Origin of the sequence: uncultured Jatrophihabitans sp., from assembly GCF_964252635.1 — a bacterium.
Lineage (GTDB): Bacteria > Actinomycetota > Actinomycetes > Mycobacteriales > Jatrophihabitantaceae > Jatrophihabitans.
On sequence record NZ_CAXUNP010000021.1, the window covers coordinates 34,920 to 50,886 of the forward strand.

The 15,967-nt window shown below is 70.3% G+C and carries 13 protein-coding genes and 1 tRNA gene; 8 read left to right on the top strand and 6 right to left on the bottom strand.

Features of this window, described 5'->3' with window-relative positions; translation table 11 throughout:
- Nucleotides 1-184: 184 nt before the first annotated feature.
- A tRNA-Asn gene (locus tag ACFFCA_RS11365) sits at nt 185-257 on the bottom strand.
- Nucleotides 258-383: 126 nt separating this feature from the next.
- Between ACFFCA_RS11365 and ACFFCA_RS11370 the strand changes: the two genes are divergently transcribed.
- The gene (locus tag ACFFCA_RS11370) at nt 384-584 is read left to right on the top strand and encodes a hypothetical protein (protein ID WP_375484813.1); all 201 of its coding nucleotides are present in this window, start codon (nt 384-386) and stop codon (nt 582-584) included.
- 84 nt (nt 585-668) lie between these two features.
- On the opposite strand, the gene ACFFCA_RS11375 is transcribed toward ACFFCA_RS11370, so the two are convergent.
- Together ACFFCA_RS11375 and dnaG are read right to left on the bottom strand one after the other, a co-directional pair.
- On the bottom strand, nt 669-1,196 hold the full coding sequence (locus ACFFCA_RS11375; protein ID WP_375484815.1) for a hypothetical protein: 528 nt from the start codon (nt 1,194-1,196) through the stop codon (nt 669-671).
- Complete coding sequence (dnaG, locus tag ACFFCA_RS11380) at nt 1,196-3,073, bottom strand: DNA primase (protein WP_375484817.1); 1,878 nt, start codon at nt 3,071-3,073, stop codon at nt 1,196-1,198. Before dnaG ends, ACFFCA_RS11375 begins: the two co-directional genes overlap by 1 nt.
- Before the next feature lie 114 nt (nt 3,074-3,187).
- On the opposite strand from dnaG, the gene ACFFCA_RS11385 reads away from it, so the two are divergent.
- The 3 genes from ACFFCA_RS11385 to ACFFCA_RS11395 all read left to right on the top strand — a co-directional run bounded on the left by ACFFCA_RS11385 (nt 3,188) and on the right by ACFFCA_RS11395 (nt 7,408).
- A complete protein-coding gene (locus ACFFCA_RS11385; RefSeq protein WP_375484819.1) occupies nt 3,188-4,156 on the top strand; it encodes an ABC transporter ATP-binding protein in 969 nt (322 codons plus the stop codon).
- Nucleotides 4,153-4,962: an ABC transporter permease gene (locus ACFFCA_RS11390; protein ID WP_375484821.1), complete on the top strand. Its 810-nt coding sequence runs from the start codon at nt 4,153-4,155 to the stop codon at nt 4,960-4,962. Before ACFFCA_RS11385 ends, ACFFCA_RS11390 begins: the two co-directional genes overlap by 4 nt.
- A 154-nt stretch (nt 4,963-5,116) precedes the next feature.
- The gene (locus tag ACFFCA_RS11395) at nt 5,117-7,408 is read left to right on the top strand and encodes a glycoside hydrolase family 3 N-terminal domain-containing protein (protein WP_375484823.1); all 2,292 of its coding nucleotides are present in this window, start codon (nt 5,117-5,119) and stop codon (nt 7,406-7,408) included.
- A 69-nt stretch (nt 7,409-7,477) separates the two neighbouring features.
- Here ACFFCA_RS11395 and ACFFCA_RS11400 read toward each other — a convergent pair whose 3' ends face one another.
- Nucleotides 7,478-8,722 carry a deoxyguanosinetriphosphate triphosphohydrolase gene (locus ACFFCA_RS11400; RefSeq protein ID WP_375484825.1) on the bottom strand — a complete coding sequence of 415 codons (1,245 nt, stop codon included), beginning with the start codon at nt 8,720-8,722 and terminating at the stop codon, nt 7,478-7,480.
- 72 nt (nt 8,723-8,794) lie between these two features.
- On the bottom strand, nt 8,795-9,286 hold the full coding sequence (locus ACFFCA_RS11405; RefSeq protein ID WP_375484827.1) for a YbjN domain-containing protein: 492 nt from the start codon (nt 9,284-9,286) through the stop codon (nt 8,795-8,797).
- Between the two features lie 16 nt (nt 9,287-9,302).
- Here ACFFCA_RS11405 and ACFFCA_RS11410 point away from each other — a divergent pair, with 16 nt between their 5' ends.
- Entirely contained in the window at nt 9,303-10,235 is a 933-nt protein-coding gene (locus ACFFCA_RS11410) for an NAD(P)-dependent oxidoreductase (RefSeq protein ID WP_375484829.1), read from the top strand.
- Nucleotides 10,236-10,244: 9 nt separating this feature from the next.
- Here the strand turns inward: ACFFCA_RS11410 and ppdK are convergent, their stop codons facing one another.
- On the bottom strand, nt 10,245-13,001 hold the full coding sequence (gene ppdK, locus ACFFCA_RS11415) for a pyruvate, phosphate dikinase (RefSeq protein WP_375484831.1): 2,757 nt from the start codon (nt 12,999-13,001) through the stop codon (nt 10,245-10,247).
- Between the two features lie 160 nt (nt 13,002-13,161).
- Here ppdK and ACFFCA_RS11420 point away from each other — a divergent pair, with 160 nt between their 5' ends.
- The 3 genes from ACFFCA_RS11420 to ACFFCA_RS11430 all read left to right on the top strand — a co-directional run bounded on the left by ACFFCA_RS11420 (nt 13,162) and on the right by ACFFCA_RS11430 (nt 15,943).
- Nucleotides 13,162-14,259 carry a ferredoxin reductase gene (locus ACFFCA_RS11420; protein WP_375484833.1) on the top strand — a complete coding sequence of 366 codons (1,098 nt, stop codon included), beginning with the start codon at nt 13,162-13,164 and terminating at the stop codon, nt 14,257-14,259.
- Nucleotides 14,260-14,286: 27 nt separating this feature from the next.
- The gene (locus tag ACFFCA_RS11425; RefSeq protein ID WP_375484835.1) at nt 14,287-15,495 is read left to right on the top strand and encodes a fatty acid desaturase family protein; all 1,209 of its coding nucleotides are present in this window, start codon (nt 14,287-14,289) and stop codon (nt 15,493-15,495) included.
- 61 nt (nt 15,496-15,556) lie between these two features.
- Complete coding sequence (locus ACFFCA_RS11430) at nt 15,557-15,943, top strand: hypothetical protein (RefSeq protein ID WP_375484837.1); 387 nt, start codon at nt 15,557-15,559, stop codon at nt 15,941-15,943.
- Nucleotides 15,944-15,967: the final 24 nt, after the last annotated feature.

Consider the following 15,967-nt stretch of genomic DNA (forward strand, 5'->3'; position numbering starts at 1 on the left):
CTGTGTTCTGGGCCGGTATGGAGGTCCGGTCAGAGACAGCCTCGCCCCGAGCAGCTCAGGCGCGGGTCATGTGAATCTCAAAGATCACTTAAGCCCAGTTAGGAACAGGCCAAGCGCATAGATGACCAGGCATGTCTCGCGAGGTCCGGGAAAGCATGAAGGGCCCGGAACCCGGGCCCTTCAGCTCCCCCGACTGGACTCGAACCAGTAACCCTTCGATTAACAGTCGAATGCTCTGCCAATTGAGCTACGGGGGATCACCGCTCGTCACCCGGCGTCGGGCAACCGCTCGAGAATAACGCACGGCAGCGCCTCGCTGCCGCCGGGATACCGGGCCCCGGCTAGGGTGTGATGACCGGCCGGCAGGAGGAACCGCGGTGAGAATGTCCAACCTCGTATACGCCGCGATCGGCTACATGCTGGGGGCCCGTGCCGGCCGCGAGCGCTACGACGACATCGTGCGCATCGCCCGCCGCGTCGCCGGCAGCCAGACGGTGCAGGCCACGGCCGGCGTCGTCGAGGGACAGCTGGAGCACGCCCGGCAGAACATGCACGGACGGCGGAACGGGCCTCGCGGCTCCTAGCCCCGCGCCCGGCCTCCAACGGTATGCAGACGCGCGGGCCCTGGCCCGCCCGTCGACATACCGTCGAGCGCACGAAGGGTCGCCTCAGCGGCCCTGTTCGGCGTCGGCCTCGCGCAGGCGCGCCAACCGGGCGCGCACCGCGGCCAGCACCTCGTCGGTGGCGCGCGTCCCCGGCTCGAGACGCGCGAACCAGAACGCGCCGTCCTGCCCCGGACGACGGCGCGACACGAAGCGCACTGCTCCCCCGGACACGGCCAGCAGCTCGGTGCGGACGATGTTGGCCTCGACCCGCTTGCGGATGGTCGGCGGCAGGTCGCGCGGCACGGTGATGGTGGCGTAGACGGTGGGCCGGTCGACGAGCAGGTCGTCGTCGACGACGTCGGCCTCGGTGAGCGCCAGGACGTTGTCGCGCCACACGACCTTGTCGACCTGCTGCCACGGCACGCGGCGGGGCCCGTCGCGGAACGGCCAGCGCAACCCGACGTTCGTGGCCACGACGACGGAGCCCTGGTCGGTGTCGGCCCAGGCCAGCACCCGCTCGTCCTCGTCGAGCGTCGACAGCACCGACGCCGGTGGCTTCTCGCGACGGGACAGGCGGGACAGCAGCGCCATCAGCTGTCTCCGATCGCGCGCTCGAGCAGATTGCGGCGGTAGGACTCCAGGGCGATGAGCTCGCCGAACAGCTGGGCGTGCCGGTCCGGCTGTTCCTGCGGGTTGATGCGCTGCAGCTTGGATTTCACGGCCGCGATCTGGCGGACGGCGACGATCTCGTGCAGGCGGGCAAGCATCGACGCGGCGTACCGCACCTGGGCCTCGGTGCCCGACCGCAGCGGCTGCACGGTCAGCGCGCGGATGCCGCTGCGGACGCGCTCGTCGGGCAGGTGCGCCTCGATGGCCTCCGTCCAGGCCGGCCCGCTGAGCCCGGCGGCCGTGCCGCCCGCCGCGATGACGGCCTTCGAGACCTGCCGGTGCGCGTCGACGAGGAACGCCTCAGGGGTCAGCGCGTCGAACTCCGGCCCGGCCACGGCCGGCAGCTGCAGGGCGATCTTGAGCACCTCGCGCTCGACCGCCGCGACCGACTCGTCGACCTTGACGCGCTCGGACTCGGCGGCCGGCGCAGGCGCCGCGGCCACAGGCGCGCCCCGCTTGTCGGTCGACCGGATCAGGCCGCGGACGCGCGTGACCACCCGCATCGGGTCGTCGAAGCCGACCAGCCCGGCGAGCCGCCGCGCGTACTCGTCGCGCAGCGCATGGTCCTTGATCTGGGCCACCATCGGGATCGCGCGGTCCAGGGCGGCCGTCTGCCCCTCGGCGGTGTCGAGATCGAAGCGCCGGGTCGTCGCGCGGAGCATGAACTCGACGAGGGGCACGCGGCGGGCGACGAGGTCGCGCACCGCGGTGTCGCCGTTGGCGATCCGCAGCTCGCACGGGTCCATGCCCGTGTCCTCGATGGCCACGAAGGTCTGGGCCACGAACTTCTGGTCGTCGACGAAGGCCCGCTCGGCGGCCTTCATGCCTGCCGAGTCGCCGTCGAAGGTGAAGATCACCTCACCGGTGGAGTCGGAGTCCATGAGCAGGCGACGCAGCACCGACACGTGCTCGGTACCGAAGGCGGTGCCGCAGGTGGCGACCGCGGTGCCCACGCCCGCCAGGTGGCAGGCCATGACGTCGGTGTAGCCCTCGACGATGACGGCCTGGTGCTTGCGGGCGATGTCCTTCTTGGCGAGGTCGGCGCTGTAGAGCAGCTGGCTCTTCTTGTAGATCGGCGTCTCGGGGGTGTTGAGGTACTTCGCCTCGATGCGGTCGTCGTCGAAGATCCGCCGCGCACCGAAGCCGACGACGTCGCCGCCGATCTCGCGGATCGGCCACAGCAGGCGGCGGTGGAACCGGTCGATCAGCCCGCTGCGGCCGCCCTCTCGCGACAACCCGGCGAGGGTCAGCTCCTGGGCGGAGAACTTGCGGGCCAGCAGGTGCCGGGTCAGCGCGTCCCACCCGGACGGCGCGTACCCGCAGCCGAACCGGGCCGCCGCCATCGCGTCGAAACCGCGGCTCTTCAGGAACTCGCGGGCCGGCTCGGCCTCGGGGCTGGTCAGCTGCTCGCGGTAGAAGTCGGCGGCCGCGGCGTGCGCCTCCAGCAGACGTGTGCGCTGGCCGTGCGACCGCCCCGGGCCGGGCCCCGAACCCTCGACGTAGCGCAGCTGCACGCCGGCGCGGGCGGCCAGCTTCTCGATGGCCTCGCTGAAGTCGATGTGCTCGATGTCCTGGACGAACTTGATGACGTCGCCGCCCGCCTGGCAGCCGAAACAGTGGAACAGGCCCTTGGCCGGCGTGACGTTGAACGACGCCGACTTCTCGTCGTGGAAGGGGCAGATGCCCTTCAGGTTGCCGCCGCCGGCGTTGCGCAGCTGCACGTGCTCGCCGATGACGTCGTCGATCGGGGACCGCTCACGGACGGCGGCGATGTCCTCGTCCCGGATCCGACCTGCCACGCCCTCACTCCGTTCGGGCTCGTGACGCTGAGCCCATTGTTCGCTCCGCAAGCGTCGCTCACCACGAAGTCTAGGCCGCGGGTCCGACGACGCCGTGCGGGCACAATCGGGACTGTGCACAGTGAGGCGGCGACCGCCGTCGAGGTCCGGGATCTCGTCAAGCGCTACCCGAAGAGCACGGTCAACGCCGTGGACGGGCTGTCCTTCGCGGTGCCGCCCGGGGAGGTGTTCGGCCTGCTCGGCCCGAACGGCGCGGGCAAGTCGACCGCCATCGGCATCCTGACGACGCGGGTGGTGGCGACCTCCGGCTCCGCGACGGTCAGCGGCATCGACGTCGTCCACCAGCCGGTGGCGGCGCGTGCCCGGCTGGCCGTGGTGCCGCAGCGGGTCAACCTCGACCGCCAGCTGACGGCCCGGCAGAACCTGATCTTCCACGCCGCCTACCACGGCGTCGCCAAGCGGGCCCGCGCGCAGCGGGCCGACGACGTGCTCGAGCAGTTCGGGCTCGCCGACCGCGGCGGCGACAAGGTCGACCGCTTCTCCGGCGGCCAGTCGCAGCGGCTGATGATCGCCCGGGCCCTCATGCACCGCCCGGACGTGCTCTTCCTCGACGAGCCGTCGACCGGTCTCGACCCGCAGGCCCGGCTGTTCGTCTGGGATCGCGTGCGAGACCTGCAACGCGACGGCGTCACCGTCATCCTCACCACGCACGACATGGACGAGGCGACCGAGCTCTGCGACCGCGTCGGCATCGTCGACCACGGCACGCTGCTCGCCCTCGACACCCCGGACGGGTTGACCCGCGCCCTGCCCGGCAGCGCCACCGTCGACGTGACCCTGGCCGACCCGGTCGAGAGCACCCCCGGCCTGCTGGACGGGCTGCGCGAGCTCGACACCGTCGAGCGGGTTGAGACGGGCGAACCGAACACCGCCCGCCTGTACGTCGCCGGCGACCCGGCCCACCTCGTCGCCGACGTGGCCGGGCTCGTCAACGCCCGGGGCGCGACGGTGAACGACCTGTCCTTCGGCCGCGCCAGCCTCGAGGACGTATTCATCTCACTGACCGGAAGGGGCCTGCGGTGACCGCCGTCGACGGACCGACCCGCACCGACGCCGCGCCCCGGGCCGGGCGGGCGTTCCTCGCCGTGCTCGGGCGCGACCTGTTCGTCACCGGCCGCGAGCTGCCGGTCTTCCTCGCCCAGGTACTGCTGCAGCCGCTGTTCCTGCTGTTCGTCTTCGGCAAGATCCTCACCGAGATCGGCGCCGCGAACGCGGGCTACTCGCGACTCCTGTTCCCGGGCATCATCGCCCTGACCACCGTCCTGACCGGCCTGCAGGCGACCGCCCTGCCGTTGGTGCTCGACTTCTCCTTCAGCCGCGAGATCGAGGACCGGCTGCTCGCGCCGCTGCCGATCATGGCCGTCGCGGTCGAGAAGATGGCCTTCGCGACGATCCGGGCCGTCGTCGCGGCCGCGGTCATGTTCCCGCTCGGCTACTGGATCCTGGGGTCGCTGTCGATCCACCCCGACGGCGTGCCGCTGCTCGTCGTCACCATCGTCGTCGGGTCGGTGCTGGGCTCGGCCGTCGGCATGACACTGGGCACCTTCGTGCCGCCCACCCGCATCAACATCATGTTCGCGCTGGTCCTGACGCCGCTGATCTTCACCGGCTGCACCCAGTACCCGTGGCCGTCGCTGTCGCACCTGCGCTGGTTCCAGGTGCTGACGCTCGTCAACCCGCTCACCTACGTCAGCGAGACCATGCGCGGCGCGATCGTGCCCGACTCGCCGCACCTGCAGGCGGCGATCACGGTGCCGGTGATGCTGGCCGCGACGGCGCTGTTCGTGGTGCTCGGCATGATCGGGTTCCGCCGGCGTGCGGTCGACTGAGCAACCCGCTCCGACACCCCGGCGTCCGAAATGCCGGAAATGCTTGACTAGCTCACAGGTTGGGTGTCAGCTTCGTCCTGTTTGCCGTAGTGGCCCAGCTCACACTGCCGGTCGGCCGGGCCACGCTCATCCCCCACCGGAGGCACAGGTGCCCATGAACCATCGACGGTCCCGACCGAAAATCGCGCTCGCCGGACTCGCGGTCACGGGGGTGGTCGCCGCCGGGCTCGTCACCGCGGCCAGCTCCGACGCGAGCACCGCGGTCTACAAGCAGCCCAACGCCACGCCGGCCGCCCGCGCCCGGGATCTTGCCCATCGGCTGTCGCTGGACGAGCAGATCGGCCAACTCGTGCAGATCCAGGTCGGCCAGCTCTACGGCGACGGGACGGGGTACAACGCCGGGCCCCTGAACGCCGCCAAGGCCCAGCAGATCCTCAGCACCGACAAGGTCGGGTCGATCCTGTCCGGCGGCGGCGACGTCCCGGGTGAGGGCGCCTACCCGAACACCCCGCAGACGTGGGCCACTCAGATCAACGCCCTCGAGAAGTACTCCATCGACCACTCCCCGCACCACATCCCCATCGTCTACGGCGCCGACGTCGTCCACGGTCACAACGACGTCGTGGGCACCACGCTGTTCCCGCAGCAGATCGGGATGGGCTCGAGCTTCGACCCGTCGCTGGTGACGGCGGCGCAGAAGTCGGCCGGGCGCGCCGCGGCGGCGACCAACGTGCGCTGGGCGTTCTCGCCGGTCGCCGACGTCGACACCAACTCGCGGTGGGGTCGCTACTACGAGTCCTTCGGCGAGGACCCGGTACTCGCGGGCACCATGGCGGCCGCATCGGTGAAGGGCCTGCAGACATCGCCGCGCGTCGCGGCCAGTGTCAAACACTTCGCCGGCTACGCGGCCTCGAACAGCGGCCTGGACCGGTCGGCGCTGGACACCTCGCTGCGTGGCTTCCAGACCTACCAGCTGCCGTCCTACGAGCGGGCCATCGACGCCGACCCGCTGTCGATCATGGTCAACTCGGCGTCGATCAACGGGGTGCCGGCCACCGGGTCGAAGTACCTGTTGACGACGGTGCTGCGCAAGCAGCTGGGCTTCACCGGTGTGGCCATCAGCGACTGGAACGACGTTGCCGCACTGTGGCAGAAGTACCACGTCGTCGGCGACTACGAGCACGCCATCGCGCTGGCCATCAACTCCGGCGTGGACGTGACGATGGAGCCGCTGGACGCCAACGCGTTCGTCACCAACCTGCACGCGGCCATCAGCGACAAGCTGATCAAGCGATCCCGCATCCTGCAGGCCGTGACGCGGGTGCTGACCATGAAGTTCAAGCTGGGCCTGTTCGACAACCCCTACGTGAACGCGGCGAAGGCGAACGCGATCCTGGGCGCGGACACGGCACTGGCCCGTCGGGCCGCCGCCGAGAGCACCGTGCTGCTGCGCAACCAGAACAGCGCGTTGCCGCTCAAGCCGTCGGCCAAGGTCGTCGTCACCGGTCCGGCTGCGGATTCTGTCGCCGACACCCTCGGTGGCTGGAGCGTCGGCTGGCAGGGCGTGCCGGACGGCAGCAAGGAATCCGCGGTCACCGTACGTCAGGGTATGGAGACGGCCGGCGGGTCGAACGTCACCTACGCCGCAACGCAGGCCGATGCGGTCAGCAAGACCAAGAGCGCCGACGCTGCCGTTGTCGTGCTCGGCCGGGGCCCGGGCGCGGAAGGTCCGAACGACCAGCGTGACCCCACGTTGCCGAGCGACCAGCAGGCCATGGTCAGCGCGCTGCGGGCCACCGGCAAGCCGGTGATCGTCGTGCTCATCGACGACCGCCCGGACGTGCTGGGCAGCGCGGGCGACGCCGACGGGATCCTGGCCGCGTGGCGGCCGGGCTCGCAGGGTGGCAACGGGGTCGCCGATCTGGTGTACGGCAAGGTGAACCCGAGCGCCAAGCTGCCGGTGAGCTGGCCCAAGCTCGCCACCGACCAGCCGTCGGACTACCTGTACAACACGCTGCCGAACACCTACAACGGCACCGGCTCGGTGTACCAGCCGGCGTACCCCTTCGGCTTCGGGCTGTCGTACACGACGACGACCGCGTCGGTGTCGAAGGTCCGGCGGTCGGGCAACACGGTGTCGGTGACGGTGTCCGTCGCCAACACCGGGTCGCAGGCCGGTGACCTCGTGGTGCCGGTCTACGCCTCGCAACCGCAGAGTGCGGTGCTGGTGCCGGCGAAGCGGCTGGCCGGGTTCACCCGGGTGACGCTGGCTGCGGGGCAGACCCGGACGGTGCGGGTCAGCTTCCCGACCACCACGCTAGGCGTCGTCCAGGGCGACATGAACGCCTCCGGGCCGCGCACGCTCGAGCACGGCACGTACGTGTTCTCGACCGGCACGGCGACGGACGCCGTGACCCCGGGGGCGGCGAACTCGATCGACCTCTGATCCCACCCGGGTGGTCACCAGCGCCGGATCGTCGCTCGCCGACGGTCCGGCGCTGTTGTTCGCGGGGGTTCAGTCGGGGCGTAAGAGCCGCGCGTGCCGCAGGACCGCGGAGGAGTCGGTGAGCTGGGCGACCTGGTCCACGACGACGCGCAGTCGATCGGCATCAGAACCGGCGGCGTGCCAAGCGGGCACCAGCCCGCGGTCCAGCGTGTGCGGGGCACCGTCGGACAGGGCCTCGACGAGTTCGGTGAGCAGCCGTCGCTGGCCGGCTTGCAGGTCTGGCGTGCCGGGCCGGCGCATCACGAACAGGACCGCCACGGCTTTCAGCAACGCGCACTCGGCCGCGACGCGGTCGGGGACGATTAGGTCGGCGTCGTAGCGCGACAGTGGAGCGACGCCGTACGCCTCCTGCGTCGCGGTGACGGCCGCACCGACGAAACGGCCGGTCAGCTCGCTCGTGGCCCGCTTGGCCGCGGCCTGCGCGGCGTAGGAACTGTCGTAGGTGGCGAGGTCGCGCAGGGTCGGCAGCAGCAACAGCTCGTCGAGCACCGGCGCGAGGTCGGCCGCGGCCTGCGGCGAGTACTGCGCCGCGGCAACCTCACACAGCGACGCCCGGGCGTCGGCGTCGAGGTCTGCGAGCCGGATGTGCCCAGCGTGCACGCCGTCCTCGACGTCGTGCACCGAGTAGGCGACGTCGTCGGCCCAGTCCATGATCTGTGCCTCGAGGCAGCGGCGCCCGGGCGGCGCACCGTCGCGCAGCCAGTCGAAGGCGGCGCGGTCGGCGGCGTACACGCCGTACTTCGCGGTGCCCTCGCGGCGCGGCCATGGGTACTTGCACGTGGCGTCGAGCGCTGCGCGGGTGAGGTTCAGCCCGGCGGCGCCACCGTCGCGCAGCACCTTGGCCTCCAGCCGGGTCAGCACCCGCAGCGTCTGGGCGTTGCCCTCGAAGCCGCCGCAGGACCCGGACACGGCGTCCAGCGCCGCCTCGCCGTTGTGGCCGAACGGCGGGTGCCCGATGTCGTGGGCGAGGCCGGCGGCGTCGACCAGGTCGGCGGAGCAGCCGAGGGAGTCGGCGATCTCGCGACCGATCTGGGCGACCTCGAGCGAATGGGTCAGGCGGGTGCGGGGGAAGTCGTCCTCGCCCGGCACGACGACCTGGGTCTTGTCGGCGAGCCGGCGGAACGCGTAGGAGTGCAGCACCCGGGCGCGGTCACGGGCGAAGTCCTCACGACCCCGCGCACCGGCCTCGGCGCCGGCCCGCTTGGGCGGCTCGTCCACCCAGCGCGCCCGCGCGTGGGCGTCGTAACCGGTCACCCTCACTTCGTTCGGGTCGGCCAAGCCGTCATCCTTTGGTTCGCTCCGCGAGCGTCGCTCACTGCTGAGGGGTCAGATCTGCTCGTCGATCCAGTCACTGAACCGCAACAGGATGTCGATCCACATCGCGACGGCGTACTTGATCTGCGCCCGCGTCGAGGCCTCGAAGTCGTGGCACTGCTCGGCGCACACGCTGACCATGCCGTCGTCGGGCAGGATCGTGTACGCCTTCGCGAACAGGCGGGTGCGGTTCCACTCGTCGAGCAGCACGGTCAACGCACCACGGTCGTCGACACTGAACCTGCGGTTGAGGTACAGCCGCGCCTGCAGCACCTCATTTTGGTCGCCGTAGAAGAAGAAGTACACCGAGCACTTCTCCCACCGGACGATCAGGTCGCCGTCGGAGTCGATCGCGTGCCGGAGCCCGAATTCGTCGAGCAGTTGCTGGACGAGGCCGATGCTGGGCAGGACGTGGGTACCACCATGCGGCAGCCCGCGACGGGCGAGCGTCGGGAACGCGGCCACGGCACCGGTGTCGGAGGAGCGGGGCCGGCGGCGGAACACTCCCCGACCGTACCGGTTGACCCGAACGGGCCGTCGTGGCCCGAACACCGACCCGTTACTACGACCGGCACCACGACCAGCACCACCGACAGAGAGGCACCACCAGATGAGAGTCGCGCTACTGGGCACCGGGACGATGGGGGCCGGCATGGCCCGTTCCGCACAGCGGGCCGGGCACGAGGTCACCGCCTGGAACCGCACGCGGTCCAAGGCCGAGCCGCTGGCCGACGACGGCATCGGCGTCGCCGACTCCGTGGCCGCAGCCGTCGACGGGGCGGACGTGGTCATGACCATGCTCTTCGACGCCGACGCGGTGCTCGACGTGACCCGCGAGCTGACCGGCGCGCTCGGCCCGGACGCCGTGTGGCTGCAGTCGGCCACCGTGGGGCCCGAGGGGATCGCCCGCATCGCCCAGGCCGCCGGCTCCCAACAGCTGCTCGACGCGCCCATGCTCGGCACCAAGCAGCCGGCCGAGCAGGGCAAGCTCGTACCGCTCGTGTCCGGCCCCTCGGCGTTGATCGAACGGGCGCAGCCGGTCCTCGACGCGGTCGGCGCCAAGACGATCGTCGCCGGTGACGACCTCGGCCGGGCCAGCGCCCTGAAGCTGGCCTGCAACGCGTGGATCCTGTCGATCACGGCCGCGACCGCACAGTCGGTGGCCATCGCGAAGGGGCTGGGGGTCGACCCCGCGCTGTTCCTGCAGGCCATCGAGGGCGGAGCGTCCGACAGCCCCTACGCCCAGCTCAAGGGCGGCGCGATGATCAAGGGCGACTTCACGCCCTCGTTCGGCCTCGACGGCGGGCGCAAGGACCTCGGTCTGATCGACGACGCGGCCCGCGCCGGTGACGTCGACCCGACGCTGATCGAGGCGGTCCGAGCACTGTTCGACGGGGCGTCGGAGGCCGGGCACGGCGACGACGACCTGGCGGCGGTGTTCACCGCCTTCTGAGCCGGCGGGTCAGCCGCCGACCTTCGCCCGTCCGGCTTCCAGGCGGGCGACGGGGACGCGGAACGGTGAGCAGGAGACGTAGTCGAGGCCGGCCCGTTCGAAGAAGTGGACGGAGTCGGGGTCACCGCCGTGCTCGCCGCAGATGCCGAGCTTGAGGCCGGGCCGGCGGGAGCGGCCCTTGTCGACGGCGATGTTGATCAGTGCGCCGACGCCCTCGACGTCGATGGACTCGAAGGGGCTGACCCCGAAGATGCCCTTCTCGAGGTAGGCGGAGAAGAAGGCGGCCTCGACGTCGTCGCGAGAGAAGCCCCAGGTGGTCTGGGTGAGGTCGTTGGTGCCGAAGGAGAAGAACTCGGCGGCTTCGGCGATCTGCTCGGCGGTCAGCGCGGCCCGCGGCAGCTCGATCATGGTGCCGACCAGGAACTCCAGGTGCACGCCGGTCTCGGCGCGCACCTCGCGCGCGACCTCGATGATGGCGTGCTTGATGGTCTCGAACTCCTGCACGTTGGCCACCAGCGGCACCATGATCTCGACGCGCGGCACGCCGCCGGCGCGGATGCGTTCGGCGGCTGCCTCGAGGATCGCGCGGGCCTGCATCTCGAACAGGCCGGGGATGACCACGCCGAGGCGTACGCCGCGCAGCCCGAGCATCGGGTTCTGCTCGTGCAGCCGGTGCACGGCCTGCAACATGCGCAGGTCGTTCTCGCGTTCCTCGCCGCGCGCCTCGGCGACCGCGACGCGTACCGACAGCTCGGTGATGTTCGGCAGGAACTCGTGCAGGGGTGGGTCCAGCAGGCGAATGGTGACCGGCAGCCCGTCCATGGCCTCGAGGATGCCGACGAAGTCCTCGCGCTGCATCGGTAACAACTCGGCCAGCTCGCGGTCACGCTCGGTGTCGGTGTCGGCCAGGATCAGCCGTTCCACCAGGTGGCGTCGTTCGCCCAGGAACATGTGCTCGGTGCGGCACAACCCGATGCCCTGGGCGCCGAAGCGCCGGGCCCGGGCCGCGTCCTCCGGGGTGTCGGCGTTGGTGCGGACCACCATGCGCCGCACCCCGTCGGCGTGGGACATGATGCGGTCGACGGCCAGCACCAGATCGTCAACGGCGTCGACCTCCTCGCCGGCTTCTGCGCGCAGGGCGTCCAGGCCCTGCTCGAAGTAGCGGACCACCGGCGAGTCGACCACCGGCACCTCGCCGAGGAACACGTCGCCGCTGGTGCCGTCGATGGAGATGACGTCACCCTCGCGGACGATGCGGCCACCCGGGACCGTGACGGTGCGCTGCTTGGTGTCGACCTTGAGCGCCTCCGCGCCGCAGACGCAGGTCTTGCCCATCCCCCGGGCCACCACCGCGGCGTGGCTCGTCTTGCCGCCGCGCGAGGTCAGGATGCCGGCCGCGGCGATCATCCCGTCCAGGTCGTCGGGGTTGGTCTCGCGGCGCACCAGGATGACCGACTCGCCCGACCGGGCCCACTTCACCGCGGTGTAGGAGTCGAAGACGACCTTGCCGACGGCGGCGCCGGGCGAGGCATTCATCCCGCGCGCGACCGGCTTGACGCCCTTGCCGTCGGCCCCGCCGGCACCGGCCTTGGCGTCGAAGCGGGGGAACATCAGCTGGGCCAGTTGCGCCCCGGACACCCGTTCGATGGCCTCGTCCATCTCGATCAGGCCCTGGTCGACGAGCTGCACCGCGATGCGGAACGCGGCCGCGGCGGTGCGCTTGCCGACGCGGGTCTGCAGCATCCACAGCTTGCCGCGCTCGATGGTGAACTCGATGTCGCACAGGTCGCGGTAGTGCTCCTCGAGGGTCTGCATGATCTGCATCAGCTCGTCGTAGGAGCGCTTGTCCAGCTGCTCCAGCTCCGCCAGACCCACCGTGTTGCGGATACCCGCGACGACGTCCTCGCCCTGGGCGTTCTGCAGGTAGTCGCCGTAGACACCCTGCGCACCGGAGGCCGGGTCGCGGGTGAACGCCACCCCGGTACCCGAGGCCATGTCCAGGTTCCCGAACACCATGGAACAGATGCTCACCGCCGTGCCCAGATCCCCCGGGATGCGTTCCTGGCGCCGGTAGATGACCGCCCGCTTGGTGTTCCAGGACTCGAACACCGCCCGCACCGCGAGGTCCAGCTGCTCGCGCGGCTCCTGCGGGAACGGACGACCCGCCCGCTCGATGACCACGTCCTTGAACGTCTCGACCAGCTTGCGCAGGTCCTCGGCGTCGAGGTCCAGGTCGCTCACCGAGTCCCCGCCCGCGCCGTCGCCGCCCGACTTCTCGGCCTTGACCGCGTCGATAGCCTGCTCGAAGTGCTCGCCGTCGATGCCCAGCACGGTCTTGCCGAACATCTGGATCAACCGGCGGTAGGAGTCGAAGGCGAACCGCTCGTCGCCGGCCTGGGCCGCCAGCCCGCGCACCGACTGGTCGTTGAGCCCCACGTTCAGGACGGTCTCCATCATCCCCGGCATCGAGAACGCCGCCCCCGAGCGGACCGACACCAGCAACGGGTCGTCGGACTGCCCGAGCTTCTTGCCCATCTCGGACTCCAGGGCGGTCAGATGCTCACTGACCTCCTCGTCCAACCCCTCCGGGACCCGGCCGCTCTTCAGGTAGGCCCGGCAGGCCTCGGTCGTGATCGTGAACCCCGGCGGCACCGGCAGCTTGAGGTTCGTCATCTCCGCCAGGTTGGCGCCCTTGCCGCCCAGCAGGTCCTTCAACTCCCTGTTGCCCTCGGCGAAGTTGTAGACGAACTTGGTCGATTCGGGCACTGGAGGTCTCCGTCCGTCTGCGCTGAGTCGGGTCGTTCGGAGAGCTTAAGCCGTCGGCGAGGCGGGTATCACACGCGGCACGGACCTGGCGGTTTGAGTTGACACTCGTACACTCAAACTGACACGGTGGGCCGAGGTCGTCAGCGACGAAGGAGACTCCATGGTCGAAATGGGCGCCACACCCAAGGTGTCCTTCCTACGCCGCCAGGTCTCCCGGATCGGGCGGGCCATGACCACGCCGCTGCTCCCGGACGACTATTTCGCCCTGGTTCGTCCAACCTGGTCCACCCGCGAGGCGACCGGAACAGTCGTACGCACGATCAGCCACCACGGCAACGCGGTCTCGGTCGTCATCAAGCCCGACTTCGCGTGGCCGTCCCACAAGCCCGGCCAGTACCTGCGCATCGGCATGGAGATCAACGGCATCCGCCACTGGCGGGCCTACTCCATCACCTCCGACCCGGGGCACCCCGAGGGCCTGGTCAGCATCACGGTCAAGCACACCGAGGGCGGGCGGATGTCGCCGGTCTTCAACCAGCGGGTCCAGGCCGGCCAGCGCGTCTACCTCGGCGAGGTGGAGGGCGAGTTCGTCCTGCCCGACCCGCTGCCGCGCAAGGCGTTGTTCATCTCGGCCGGCAGCGGCGTGACGCCGATCATGGCCATGCTGCGCGAGCTCGAGCGGCGCGACGCCCTCGACGACGTCATCCACCTGCACAGCGCCCGCACCAAGGACGACGTCATCCTCGGCACCCCGCTGCGCTCGATGGCCGACCGTGAGGACGGCTACCGCCTGATCGAGCTCTACACCAGCGAGCGCCCGCGCATGACGCCCGACGACCTCGACGAGCTGTGCCCCGACTGGCGCGAGCGCGAGACGTTCCTGTCCGGCCCGCGCGAGCTCATCGACGACGTCGAGAAGCGGTTCGCCGACGACGGCCTGGCCGAGCACCTGCACCTGGAGCGCTTCCAGCCCGTCATCGGCGTGGGCGGCGGGTCCGGCGACGGCGGCAGCGTCCGGTTCCGCGTCACCGACCTCGACGCCGAGTGCGACGCCGGCGTGTCCATCCTGGTCGGCGGCGAGAACGCCGGGGCCACGCTGCCCTTCGGTTGCCGGATGGGCATCTGCCACACCTGCGTCGGGCGCCTTCGCGACGGCGCGGTCCGCGACCTACGTACCGGCTCCATCACCGAGGCCAACGGCCAGATGGTGCGCACCTGCATCAACGCCCCCGAGGGCGAGATCGAGATAGACCTCTGATCCATCCGCGCAGACGAGAGGACCCGCATGCCTGCGAAGTTCGACCTTCCGTACAACCCCGAGAACCCGCTGTACAAGCTCACCGACGAGCAGCTCGAAGAGCTCGGCAAGGAGTTCGACGAGCTGCACGACGAGATCTTCAACTCCTTGGGTGACAGCGACGCCCGCTACATCCGCAACATGATCACCTTCCAGCGGCGCCTCATCGCCGCGTCGCGCGGCGTGCTGCTGTTCTCCCGGTTCAAGCCGGCGTGGGTGGTCGGCACCGCCGGGCTGTCGCTGGCCAAGATCCTCGAGAACATGGAGATCGGCCACAACGTCATGCACGGCCAGTGGGACTGGATGAACGACCCGAACATCCACTCCTCCACCTGGGACTGGGACACGGCGTCGCCGGCCGCGGCGTGGAAGCACTCCCATAACTACGTGCACCACACCTTCACCAACGTCATCGGCAAGGACAAGGACGTCGGCTACGAGATCATGCGGATCGACCCGCGCCAGCCGTGGAAGCCCTCGTTCCTGCTGCAGCCGTTCTACAACCTGCTGCTGATGGCGTTCTTCGAGTGGGGCGTCGCCGTCCACGACCTCGACTTCAGCGCCGTCAACAAGGGGCAGAAGTCGCGCAAGCAGTTCAACGACGAGGCCAAGTCCATCGGCATCAAGGGCCTGCGCCAGATCGTCAAGGACTACCTCGTGTACCCGGGCCTGTCCGCTGCGGCGTCCGGCCCGACGCACGCCAAGGCGGGCTTCAAGTCGGCGTTCTGGGCCGACTTCACCGCCAACATCGTCCGCAACGTCTGGTCCAACGCGATCATCTTTTGCGGCCACTTCCCGGACCAGACGTTCGTGTTCACCGAGGACGAGGTCGAGAACGAGACCCGCGGCGGGTGGTACGTCCGCCAGCTGATCGGCGCCGCGAACATCGACGGCGGCCCGACGTTCCACATTCTCAGCGGCAACCTGTCCTACCAGGTCGAGCACCACCTGTACCCGGACATGCCGAGCTCGCGGTACCAGCAGATCGCACCGCGCGTCCGCGAGATCTGCGAGCGCTACAACCTGCCGTACAACACCGGGCCGATGCGCAAGCAGTGGGGCGGCGTGCAGCGCACGATCCTGCGCCTGGCGTTCCCGGGCGGGCAGCGTCGCAGGAAGGGCGTGCCGTACGTCGAGCCGGCCGAGGTGAAGGCCGAGCGCATCCAGCAGGCCGAGCGCGTCCCGGCGTTCCCGTGAGCAACGCTCGCGGAGCGAACCGCACACCCTGCGTGTCGGGCGAGCCGAACGGGGTGAGGTCGTGAGCAGGAGCCTCCCGCTCATCGGGGAGCTGCATCTGCCCAAGCGGACGACGTGGGCCGAGCTGACCACGTTCGGCAAGGTCCGCCGGGTCACGTTCTGGGTCACTCAGGTGTCGCTGCTGGGCATGGGCGCGTCTGCGGCGACCTCGGGTTCCGAGGTCGGGCTGCGCGCTGACGGCAGCCTGGCCAAGGAGCATGCGGACGACGTCGACGAGGTCAAGGGCGACCCGAAGAACAAGGCGCAGCGCGACCAGGCCGGCGAGCAGAAGAAGTCGCCCGAGGGCGAGCACGCCGAGCCCAAGGCCGGGAACGCCGAGAACGAGACCGAGGCGCAGTCGGGCAACGCCGCCGACGACACCGAGGCGGCCGCCGAGTCCACGAGCTGACCCGCCGTCGGCCGGCCCGGGGGC

Bases quoted from the DNA above. Each gene is read 5' to 3' on its own strand.
- ACFFCA_RS11370 (WP_375484813.1), top strand. From the start codon at position 384: ATGTCCAACCTCGTATACGCCGCGATCGGCTACATGCTGGGGGCCCGT.
- ACFFCA_RS11375 (WP_375484815.1), bottom strand. From the start codon at position 1,196: ATGGCGCTGCTGTCCCGCCTGTCCCGTCGCGAGAAGCCACCGGCGTCG.
- ACFFCA_RS11395 (WP_375484823.1), top strand. From the start codon at position 5,117: ATGAACCATCGACGGTCCCGACCGAAAATCGCGCTCGCCGGACTCGCG.
- ACFFCA_RS11420 (WP_375484833.1), top strand. From the start codon at position 13,162: ATGGTCGAAATGGGCGCCACACCCAAGGTGTCCTTCCTACGCCGCCAG.
- ACFFCA_RS11425 (WP_375484835.1), top strand. From the start codon at position 14,287: ATGCCTGCGAAGTTCGACCTTCCGTACAACCCCGAGAACCCGCTGTAC.